8 protein-coding genes are annotated in these 11,224 nt (G+C 48.8%); all 8 read left to right on the forward strand.

Annotation, left to right across the window (positions count from 1 at the left end; all coding sequences use genetic code 11):
* Window positions 1-6 precede the first annotated feature (6 nt).
* The 8 genes from ACLHR0_RS28815 (at window position 7) to ACLHR0_RS28850 (ending at window position 11,223) form a co-directional block, all read left to right on the forward strand.
* A complete protein-coding gene (locus ACLHR0_RS28815) occupies window positions 7-363 on the forward strand; it encodes a T9SS type A sorting domain-containing protein (protein ID WP_436491297.1) in 357 nt (118 codons plus the stop codon).
* 27 nt (window positions 364-390) lie between these two features.
* A complete protein-coding gene (locus ACLHR0_RS28820) occupies window positions 391-4,500 on the forward strand; it encodes a PKD domain-containing protein (RefSeq protein WP_436491299.1) in 4,110 nt (1,369 codons plus the stop codon).
* A 31-nt stretch (window positions 4,501-4,531) separates the two neighbouring features.
* Entirely contained in the window at window positions 4,532-5,536 is a 1,005-nt protein-coding gene (locus tag ACLHR0_RS28825; RefSeq protein ID WP_370910117.1) for a PorP/SprF family type IX secretion system membrane protein, read from the forward strand.
* A gap of 26 nt (window positions 5,537-5,562) precedes the next feature.
* A complete protein-coding gene (locus tag ACLHR0_RS28830) occupies window positions 5,563-7,560 on the forward strand; it encodes an OmpA family protein (protein ID WP_436491301.1) in 1,998 nt (665 codons plus the stop codon).
* Window positions 7,561-7,593: 33 nt separating this feature from the next.
* Window positions 7,594-8,625, forward strand: coding sequence for a PorP/SprF family type IX secretion system membrane protein (locus ACLHR0_RS28835; protein WP_436491303.1), 1,032 nt, complete (start codon window positions 7,594-7,596; stop codon window positions 8,623-8,625).
* Window positions 8,626-8,688: 63 nt separating this feature from the next.
* Window positions 8,689-9,279: a hypothetical protein gene (locus ACLHR0_RS28840; protein WP_429047393.1), complete on the forward strand. Its 591-nt coding sequence runs from the start codon at window positions 8,689-8,691 to the stop codon at window positions 9,277-9,279.
* A 96-nt stretch (window positions 9,280-9,375) separates the two neighbouring features.
* A complete protein-coding gene (locus ACLHR0_RS28845; RefSeq protein ID WP_370910121.1) occupies window positions 9,376-9,960 on the forward strand; it encodes an RNA polymerase sigma factor in 585 nt (194 codons plus the stop codon).
* A gap of 81 nt (window positions 9,961-10,041) precedes the next feature.
* Window positions 10,042-11,223 (forward strand): glycosyltransferase, encoded by a 1,182-nt coding sequence (locus ACLHR0_RS28850; protein WP_436491305.1) that lies wholly within the window; start codon window positions 10,042-10,044, stop codon window positions 11,221-11,223.
* Window position 11,224: the final 1 nt, after the last annotated feature.

Raw genomic sequence — 11,224 nt, forward strand, 5'->3', positions numbered from 1 at the left:
AGTTGTATGAAAAAAGTAAGCATAGAGAAGTTGTTACTGTTAGTCATTGGATGTTGGATGTTGCATTGGCCTTGTGCCAATGCAACTATCCGGCCCATGCGCCAGGATATCGACAGCCTTTTAATGTTGCAGCGATCTGTGAAGGTATATCCCAACCCGGTCGTTTCTTCCCTCACCATACAGTCACGCAAATCAATTCAACAGCTGATACTCTATGCGATGGATGGCAAAACCATCAAGCGTGTAGCGGTTACCGGTAAAAATAACCAGCTGGATGTACAGGATATCCAGCGGGGAGCCTATATGCTGAATACCATTTTTGCAGATGGCACAACGACGTCGAAGATGATCATCAAACAATAATCATTTCAATATGAAAAATTGAAAAAGATGTCAACCAAATTACTATACATAAAGCGACTTTGCATTGCCATATCCCTGACCCTGTTTCAGTTCGTAGCCGATGTTGCATACGCCCAGAATCTTTCCAATAAAGGGAAAGATTTCTGGGTGGGCTACGGACACCACCAGTTCATGGAGATGGGGCAAAGCAACAGCCAGGAAATGATCCTGTACCTGAGTGCAGAACAGCCTGCCACCGTTACAGTGAGCATTACCGGCACCACCTGGACGCGCACGTATAACATCCCGGCGAATACCGTTATTGCTTCTGACCTGATCCCTAAATCGGGCGCTATAGATGCAAGACTGTATTCCCTGCCGCCTTCTTTTGGCGGCACCGGAGGCGAGGGCGTTTTCACGGGGAAGTCTATTCACATACAAAGTAACGTGCCTATTGTTGCCTATGCGCATATTTATGGCAGCGCCTCTTCCGGGGCTACTATGCTGATGCCGGAAGAAACTTGGGGTTATTCCTACATTTCTGTGAACAGTATGCAGAACTATGCGGACGATTGTTTCTCGTGGATGTTTGTTATTGCGAACCAGAATAATACCGTGGTGGAAATTACACCTTCGGTATTAACCCGTAACGGACGCCCTGCCGGCGTACCTTTCACCGTTACGCTGAACCGCGGGGATATCTACCAGCTGGTAGGCGCTTCGCTGGGCAGTGGCGCCGGCCGGGAGCTGACCGGCACTACTATTAAATCGATCGGCAACCCAATGGGACAGTGTTATCCCGTGGCCGTGTATTCCGGCAGCAGCCGTACGGCCATCACCTGCAATAACTCCAGCAGCAGCGGCGATAATAACATCCAGCAGATCTTTCCGTTCCAGGCGTGGGGTAAACGTTATCTCACCGCGCCCACCTCTGAAGATGATTTGCCGTCGACCCTCCAGTATAATATTTATAAAGTAGTGGTAAAAGATCCCGCCACCATTGTAAAAAGAAATGGCGTAACACTCACCGGCCTGATCTCCAATTCTTACTACGAGTTTGTTAGCAATACCGCCGATTATATAGAGTCAGATAAGCCCGTGCTGGTGGCGCAGTTTATGTCGTCTTCCGGGGCCTGCGGCAATACCGGCGGACTGGGAGATCCGGAAATGGTATACCTGAGCCCTATAGAACAAGCCATCAAGCGGATTGGTTTTTACCGGAACGACCGGGAGTTTATAGAAACCAACTATCTCACCATGATCATTCCTACGGCAGGTATTCCCTCGCTCAGGATTGATGGCAGCCCCCTGTTTGACTTCTCTTACCCGCACCCTAACCTGAACGGTTACACGGTGGTGATCAAAAGATGGCCGGCTGCGCCTGCACAATGTATTGTGAGCAGCGACTCCGCCTTCACCGCAGTTACATACGGCCTGGGCAGCGTGGAAAGCTATGGCTACAATGCCGGTACGCTGATCAATAACCTCAATGCTGTAGGCTCTATTCACAACAGTTATGATACTTCTAAAACATCCAATGATTTTACCTGTACCAACACCCCCGTGCAATTGTCCATTTTAATGGCGTACAAGCCTACAAAAATGGTGTGGCGGCTCAGCACCCTGGGCACAGCGATTACGCCTAACGCAGACGTAACGGTTAATGCACCGGTAAGCACCGGTACGGTACTGATCAATGGGATCACTTATTATAAATACTCATTGCCCGGCACTTACCAGTTCAGCGCAATAGGAGAGTATGATATCCCGGTCATGTCCACGCATCCGAGCATTGAAAACTGTAACAATACCGAAAAGGTGGGATTCACGGTATTGGTGAAAGGAAAGCCGCGTGCGGTAATGACTTATACCTATACCGGGTGTTCGCTGGATACGGTTTACTTTAAGGGAGATACAAGCCTGAAGGATCCGCTGATCGACCGTTGGCAGTGGGAGTTCCCGGGAGCAGTGAAGGATAGTGGCATCCAGGTAGGAAAAGTATTTCCTGTGGGGAATGCTGCGGTAAAGCTAACGGTGATTTCAAGGGATGGCTGTGTGGGAGATACTTCCTTCCAGGTAGCCGCAGCGGCCAAACCGGTGGCATCCTTTACAACAGATGCTGCTGCCTTATGCGAAGGCGGAGTATTGAAGATGACCGATAACTCCACTTACGGAGGTACGGCGCCTTTAAAATCGTGGTATTGGAATTTTGGAAATGATTCTGTGCTGAACGCTGTCACCAACGCGGTACAAACGATTACTTACAAAGATCATAATACCTACACCATAAAACACGTGGTGAAAGTAAGTAACCTCTGTGTGAGCGACACCATTTCAAAAACGGTTACCGTGTACGCCAAACCCAACCCGCTTTTTGCTTATCCCGGCGACTGCCTGCCGGTAGGTGGCCTGGTACAGTTTACCAGCGGTGCAGTGGTACCCGATGCGCAAACCATCAGCACACACGCCTGGAACTTCGGGGATGCTAATGCAACAACTGCTAACCCGAATACCTCGGTGGCGAAAGATCCCACGCATGCCTATACGAAGTTTGGCACTTATGCTATTAAATATAGTGTAACTACCGATAAAGGCTGTACGAAGGATACTACGGTAACGGCTACCTTTAAACTGAAACCACAACTGGCTTATGCTGCCCTGAACGGGGTTTGCGTAAACATGCCCGGCACCATTGCCATAGGCAAAGCTACTGTACAAAATGGCGTAACTGGTAAAGGTTACTACCGTGGTCCGGCTACGGATTCAACAGGCAATTTCACCCCTGCCACCGCAGGCGCAGGTACGCATACCATCTGGTATGTGTTTACTACCAGCAGCGGCTGTACCGATTCCATTTCCACCACCATGGTAGTGTATCCTAAACCTGCAGCTGCTTTTACAGCTACCGCCAATTTGTGTCTTGGACAGAATACTGTTTTCACTGACCAGTCTGCCATCTCCGTAGGAACCATCACCAACTGGAAATGGGACCTGGGCAATGGTACGCTGAGAAACAACACCAACAACAATCCGTTTACCATCACTTACCAGAAAGACAGCAGCTACCTCGTGAAGCTGGTGGCGGTGAGTGATCATAATTGTATCAGTGATACCGCTAAAGCCATAGTGGCCGTACATGAATTGCCGGTAACAGATTTTGCACTGCCTGCCAAGGTATGTATGCCGGATGGAACCGCTGCGTTTACCAATCTCACTACGGCGAGGGACAAGTCGTCCCTTTCTTACCAGTGGAACTTCGGCGACGGTGGTGCAGGATCGGCGGCAAAAGACCCTACCTGGCAGTATAAAGCCTTTGGACCGTTTAACGTGAAGCTGGTGGCTACTACCGCTTATGGTTGTAAAGATTCGGCCACTAAAACATTAAGCGCCTTCTTTGGCCAGCCGGTGGCATCCTTTAAAGTAACGCCGGATACCCTTTGCCAGGGCGCCGACAATGTGTTTACGGATCAAAGTACAGATCCTACCGGAAGCATTAATAAATGGGAGTGGAGCTTTGGCGATGGCACCACCTCCACGGAACAACACCCGGTAAAGAAATATACTGCACCTGGTGAATACAGCGTGCAGTTGCAGGTAGCAAATCAGTCGGGTTGCGGATCATCTGCCTATAGCAGCAAGGTGATTGTATACCTCCAGCCGGTGATAGATGCCGGACCATCCTTTGTTGTGCCGCAGGGTACTATCGTGAGCTTTAAGCCGGTGGCCAACGATTCGGTGAACCTCACTTTCGCATGGGACCCTGCTGCCGACTTCCCCGATCCTACGGTGTTGTCGCCGGTAATTCCTGCCATGCACGATGCCACCTACACACTTACTGCTATCGGCAAACACAGTTGTATGGCTCGTGACGCTATGACGGTGAAAGTATTAAAACCAGTTGCACCGCCAAATGCCTTCTCTCCAAACGGAGATGGTGTTAATGACACCTGGATTATCACCAACCTGTCTGATTATGCAGAAAGCACCGTGGAAATATTTAACCGCTACGGACAAAGGATATACCATTCCACCGGTTATAATGTACCATGGGACGGCAGATTCAAAGGTAATCAGCTGCCAATGGCCACTTACTATTATGTAATCAGGCTCCGGGCGGGTATGGCGCCTATCACCGGCTATGTAACTATTATCAGGTAAAGTAAATCATTCACATAAAACCGTATTGTAAATGAGAACGATCATTGCAACCTTATTCATCTTTGCTGCCACTGTATGCTCCGGTACCCGGTTAATGGCGCAAACCGATCCCCACTTTTCACAGTACTACGTATATCCGTCGTGGTTAAATCCTGCGCTTACAGGCGTATTTGATGGCGACTACCGCGTGGCGGCCATTTACCGCACGCAGTGGGGGAATATCAGCCCGTTTAAAACATACGGTGTAAGCGGGGAAATACCCACCGCAAAGAATATTAATATAGGCGCCAGCGTATTAAATCAAACTGCCGGCGATGGCGGTTACAATTATACAACGGCTTATGTAAGCGCGGCCTATACCGGCGTGAAACTCGATGCTTCCCATTATCACCAGTTAAACTTCGGCTTGCAGCTGGGCTTTATCCAGCGTAGGTTTGACCCTTCGAAGCTCACCTATGGCGAACAATGGAATCCTGTTACCGGCTACAACCCCGGTAACCCGGTATCGGATGTACTTACCCGTAACTCGGCAGCCTCCTTTGATGCCGGCGCAGGGGCATTGTATTATGACGCTACCCCCGGGAAGAACTTTAATATTTATGGCGGCTTCTCCGTTATGCATCTTACCAAACCACAGGACCAGTTCAGCGCCAAAGGTGATGCCCGTTTCCCGATGCGCTTTAATGTACACGGCGGCGTGAAGTTAACCCTGTCGGAAATACTCAGCATTACGCCCAACTTCCTGTTCATGCAGCAGGGCCCTGCACAGGAAAAAATGATCGGCGCCTATGGCCAGCTGAATGCAGCGGCGGGAACGGATTTCCTGCTCGGTGTAAACTACCGGTACAAAGATGCAGTGACTACACACGCGGGATTTATTTATAAGAATATGATGCTCGGCGCCAGCTATGATATCAATACATCTGATCTCAGCAAAATGGCACATGGCTCCAACAGCTTTGAAATATCCCTTACGTTCATTGGCCGCAGATCGGTAAGAACACCGGATGTAGAATTTGTTTGTCCACGATTGTAATCAACTTTTAAAAGCAACAGGATCTCATGAAAAAAATAATATTTACTTCCGCATTGCTGTTATCGGGTATGATGTCGTTTGCACAATTTACCTATAACTATCTCAAAGCGGCAGATCAGTACTACAGTAAAGAAGACTACAATTCAGCGGCTACCTACTATGAAAAGTACCTGGGCTCCCGTACCAAAACGGTGAAGCCGGATACTTACAAACCTTATGCGGCCGTGTCGGTGGTAAAGAATAAAACAGTAAAGGTAAGCAGCGAACAGCTGGCGGTGTATAAGCTGGCAGAGAGCTACCGCAACCTGCATAACTATGGTAAGGCAGCGCCTTACTACGAATCCGTGATGGAACTGGATAAAGCTGGTTTCCCATTGGCGCCATACTACTACGCAGTTTCCCTGCGGGCATTGGCTAAGTATGAAGAGGCGACCCAGGCGTTCAAAAATTTCCTGGACAGCTACACGGCTAATGATAAATTCACGGAAGCGGCTAAACGCGAATTGCAGAACCTGGCATTTATTACCGCCCAGTTGAATAAAAAAGATCTGTCGGAGTACAGCGTAAAGAAGGCGCCTGCTGCGTTAAATACCACTGGCGCCAGCTATGCGCCGTTGTGGAGTAACGGTAGTACCCTCATCTTTACTTCTACCCGGCCCGACAGTTCGTTTCAGAAAAATCATACTTATATCAATCGTTTATATACCGCCAGCTATGAAGCCGGGCAGGTATCTGATATTCACCTGTTAAAGCTCGATCAGCCGGAAGGGCTGCACCAGGGCGCTGCATGCCTGTCGCCCAACGGGGAGTTACTATTCCTTACCCGCTGGCACATGGATCATGGCAAAAAGGTATCGGCCATTTATGTGTCCCGTAAAAACGGTGATAACTGGAGCGAGCCCGTGGTGATGGATGCGCTGGTAAATTCGGCGGGTAATAATACCCAGCAACCATATTTACTGGAAGATGGTAAAACATTGTTGTACGCCAGCGACAGGGCCGATGGCTACGGTGGTTTCGACTTATGGTATGCCTCCCTTGATGAATCCGGAAAGCCCTTGCAAACAGCCAACCTGGGAGAAGTAATCAACACTGCCGGTAATGAGCAGGCGCCATTCTATCATGCGGCTACCAAAACGCTGATCTTTTCGGCAGATAACCGTGTGGGCATGGGTGGATACGACTTCTTCTCCAGCAAAGGAAATGTAGGTACCTGGAAAGCGCCGGTAAACATGGGTTACCCGGTGAACTCCGTGAAAGACGATATTTATTTTACCAGCAGAAGCAATAATAAAAACCTGCTGGATGATGTACTGCTGGGCACTGACCGTGCAGCAGAATGCTGCCTGGAATTGTTCTTTGTACATAAGAACCGTCCGCCAAAACGGTTGAGCGGCATCATAGTATCCTGCGACAGTAACACGCCGCTGGCGGGTGCTGCCGTAAACGTGATAGATACTATCAGTAACAAAGTGGTATACACGCACACTACGGCCGCCGATGGCAGCTATGCTTTTACCGTGGAAGACTTTTTGCCATTAAAAGCAGTGGCTAACGCAGATGGTTATACGACTAATGCCCGGCAGATAACTGTTCCGCAGGACGAAGACACTACTGCCATGACAGTACCGGTATTGTGCCTGACGAAGCTGGTTACACCGGAAGCGCCGGTGGTGCTGGAAAACGTGTACTACGATTTCAACAAGGCTACGTTACAGGAAGGTTCATTCCCTTCATTGGATAAGCTTGCGGAACTGCTTGCTGCCAATCCTGATATGCACATAGAACTGAGCGCGCATACCGACAGTAAAGGTAAACCCGCGTTTAACCAACGCCTGTCTGAAGCCCGTGCGAAAACCTGCGTGGAATATCTCGTCAGCAAAGGCATTGATCGCTCCAGGCTTACTTATATAGGTTATGGCGATACACAGCCGGTAGCGCCCAACACCCAGGAAGATGGTAGTGATAACCCGGAAGGAAGACAAAAGAACAGGAGAACGGCATTTACCATCATTAAAAAGTAACAGCCCGGCTGTTTAACCCAAAATCACTGATCCATGAAAAACATTGTGCTCACAGGTTTGCTTGTTTTGCTGGTGCATGTTACCCATGCGCAGCAACAGCCACATTACACGCAGTATATCATGAATCCTTTCATCATCAACCCGGCATTGGCGGGTATTGAAAACTACTGGGACCTGCGCTTCAGTCACCGGCATCAGTGGGTAGGTATGAAAGGTGCACCGGTAACCACGTATATGACCCTGCAGGGGCCTTTGCGTAAATCGGATTACAGTACCGCGTCGCCTACCGGTTTTGACCCGGAAGGGAATAATCCCCGCGGAAAAGGCTACTGGCAGGATTACACCACGCCGCCTCCGCATCCCGGAGTAGGGCTCACCGTGCTGAACGACAAAACCGGTCCGCTTAACCGCTTTTCCATTACGGGGGCATATGCGCATCACATTAACCTATCTCCCAGAACCAGCGTCAGCGCCGGTATCGGTATAGGTATGCAGCAGGTGAGTCTGGATGCCAGCAGGGTGGAATTCTTTGATCCTTCCGATCCGGTGCTGGGCACCAGCACCGGTATACTGAACAAATGGAAGCCGGAAGTAAACGCCGGACTGTGGCTGTACTCAGCAGATTATTTTGCCGGTATCTCTGTGCAGAATATTATCCCGCAGCAAATCGGGTTCGACAATGGCAAAGTAGTGGGCGACTCTGTTTACAGCGGCAAACTGGTACCGCATTTATTCTTTACTACCGGCTACCGGTTATGGATAAACGATGATCTGAATGTGATGCCGTCGGTAATGCTGAAAATGATCACCGCCATGCCATTCAGTGTGGATGTTAACGCCAGGTTTATGTACCGCGACCGGCTCTGGCTGGGGGCTTCTTACAGGATAAACGACGGGGTGGCTGCTATGTTTGGGGTCAACATCAGCTCGCAGTTTAACATTGGTTACTCTTACGACTATACGGCATCTTCCCTGAATACAGTGAGCCGGGGTACTCATGAAATCATGATCGGTTTCCTGCTGGGTAACAAGTATGGAGATACCTGTCCCCGTAACGTATGGTAACGGCTGTCAATTTTTTCATCTTTTCATTTAATAAATAAAAACAAAAACAAAACAATTGTCATTATGAAACAGGTTACACGCTTTATGCCCTATGCATTGATCACTGCGGTTGTATTATTTTTTGCTGCCTGCTCCAAAGACGGAGACCAGGGTCCTGCCGGTCCTGCTGGCCCTGCGGGTCCTTCGGGTGTGCCCGGTGCTACCGGTCCCAAAGGCGATTCAGGTGCGCCCGGTAGTGCGAATGTTATTTATTCTGCCTGGAAGGATGTGGCCTTTGCGCCTGCAGATACCATCTTTAATCAGAATGGTACAATTAACACCATCATATATGGCGCCAGCCTGGATGCTCCGAAGTTAACAGCTCCCTTACTGGCCAATGCATCTATCAACGTCTATATCAATCTCGGTACTGCTGCCAATTCTTTCGTACAGGCGTTACCGTATGTGGATGAATATGGTTACCTGGTAAGGTTTGTAGCCTCTGTCGGCGCCATCGACCTGCTTGCGAATGCACCTATCAGCACCACTGCTACGGATAAACGTTATCAATACAGGTATGTAATTATTCCCGGTGGCGTGTCTGCAAGATCTGCAGCAGGCATCGACTGGAATGATTACAGCCAGGTGAAAAAATATTTAAATCTCAAGGACTAGGTTGGCTAATACAACCACCAGTATATAAAAGGGCTGCCTTATTCAGGGTGGCCCCCATTTGAAATCATTTATTGACCAAAATTTACGAAACCGTGTATGAACCCATATAGTGACCTTACGGATCAGGAGTTGATCCGCCTGTATATTTCAGGAAATAACCCGGCTTTTACCGCATTGGTATACCGCCATAAGAACAGGATCTTTACTACTATTGTTTTACTTGTGAGAGACAGAAGCCTGGCGGAAGATATCTTCCAGGAAGTATTTATAAAAATAGTGAACGCTTTACAATCGGGCCACTATGTCGATAACAGCCGGTTCCTGGCATGGGCGGTAAGGATTGCCCATAACGCCTGTATCAGCCATTTCAGGAAAACCAATCAACGGCAAAGCACCATCGTTACCTACAACGATGACCTGGGCGATTACATGGAAGTCACGGAACACAGCCAGGAATACCGCATGATCCGTGCCGAGGTAACCGAAGAAGTAAACAGGATGCTGGACCGCCTGCCCGGACTGCAACGCGAAGCCCTGATCCTGCGGTATTACGCCGACCTGAGTTATAAGGAGATGGCGCAAACCATCGGTATCAGCATTAATACAGCGCTGGGAAGGGTACGGTATGCACTGATGAATTTAAGGAAACAGGCCGGGGTTGAAAACCTGGTGGCGGTATAATTCTGCGGGTTAAACTAAATGTTGAAAGCCGGGTGTTTTTCGTTAATTTCAGTCAGCCGGAATAACGAAAATACAACTCCCATGTATACCCGAAATAATCCCCAGGAACGTAAATTCCGCAGCAATGCCGATCACATAGCTGGCAGAAATGGTATCTCCCAAAATGCGCCTGTACAGAGAAAATTTATATATGAGGGTACTGAAGAAGAGCCCACCATCACTGATATGATAGCTTTTAATCCGGAACTGTTTGAGCAGCACTATGGCTTAATACAGGTCATGATGCGCGAATCCGAAATATATCCGCTGGAGAAAGGAAAGGAGAAGGAGGCTATTGAGCGTTACATTAGTGAATTTAAGAGTAAGGATAACGGAGGCCTGCCGAAGATCATCCATTTTATCTGGATAGGGGCTTCCATGCCTGGATCCGGGAAAACAAATGTACTTGCCTGGAAGAAAAGAAATCCCACTGCGAAGATCTGGTTATGGTCTGACAGCCGCTGGCGCGACCGGACTAACAGTATACAGAATGGTTTTGCGGATATGGCGGCCTGGGCAGGAGAACATGAAATAACCATAAAGGATATCTCGGCTGATGCCAGCGTCTTTACAGAACATTATAAGAAGGAGGCAGGTTATATTAAAAGGGCACCCACTGATACAAATGATACATGGACCAACTTTGGCACTGCGTCCGATCTGGCGCGTTACAGCATTCTCAGCAAGTATGGCGGCATCTATTCAGATAGCGATCTTGGTTTCAGGGAGAATACCGGGCAGCATGAATCGGGGAGTAGCTCCCCGCAGGCAGAACAGCCCGATATTTTTGAAGAAGTAAAAAAGAAGATCTATAAAACAGGCATGCTTACCCATAACAGGACAGAAGCAAAAAAGGCTGCCAATGACCTGATCGCAGCATTGCCTGGTGCGGAGAATATAGGACTTATTAACGCTAATGCGGAGAAGAAGCTGAATGCGCTATATCAAGACGGGGAGAGGCTTAAAGAGTATCCTGACCTGGAGGGGGGATTATTTAGCGCCCGGGGATTAGAAACAATGGGCTCCACCGGTCCTGAGGGAATGAGAGAAGCGTTAAGAACCAACAGCAGGACAAGAGGGGTTCCCGGTAGTATCCCTGTCGGAAATAGAAAGTATTTCAGTGAAGCAATGGAAAATAAAATATCAGCAGACGATCTCTCCATTAAAGTCCCTTCGCTGGCGGTAAGCGATTTTGAAGGAAGTGATATGTCCTGGCTAAAGTAAC

It is taken from the genome of Chitinophaga sp. ARDCPP14 (genome assembly GCF_051362515.1).
GTDB lineage: Bacteria > Bacteroidota > Bacteroidia > Chitinophagales > Chitinophagaceae > Chitinophaga.

Bases quoted from the DNA above. Each gene is read 5' to 3' on its own strand.
- ACLHR0_RS28815 (WP_436491297.1), top strand. From the start codon at position 7: ATGAAAAAAGTAAGCATAGAGAAGTTGTTACTGTTAGTCATTGGATGT.
- ACLHR0_RS28820 (WP_436491299.1), top strand. From the start codon at position 391: ATGTCAACCAAATTACTATACATAAAGCGACTTTGCATTGCCATATCC.
- ACLHR0_RS28825 (WP_370910117.1), top strand. From the start codon at position 4,532: ATGAGAACGATCATTGCAACCTTATTCATCTTTGCTGCCACTGTATGC.
- ACLHR0_RS28830 (WP_436491301.1), top strand. From the start codon at position 5,563: ATGAAAAAAATAATATTTACTTCCGCATTGCTGTTATCGGGTATGATG.
- ACLHR0_RS28835 (WP_436491303.1), top strand. From the start codon at position 7,594: ATGAAAAACATTGTGCTCACAGGTTTGCTTGTTTTGCTGGTGCATGTT.
- ACLHR0_RS28840 (WP_429047393.1), top strand. From the start codon at position 8,689: ATGAAACAGGTTACACGCTTTATGCCCTATGCATTGATCACTGCGGTT.
- ACLHR0_RS28845 (WP_370910121.1), top strand. From the start codon at position 9,376: ATGAACCCATATAGTGACCTTACGGATCAGGAGTTGATCCGCCTGTAT.
- ACLHR0_RS28850 (WP_436491305.1), top strand. From the start codon at position 10,042: ATGTATACCCGAAATAATCCCCAGGAACGTAAATTCCGCAGCAATGCC.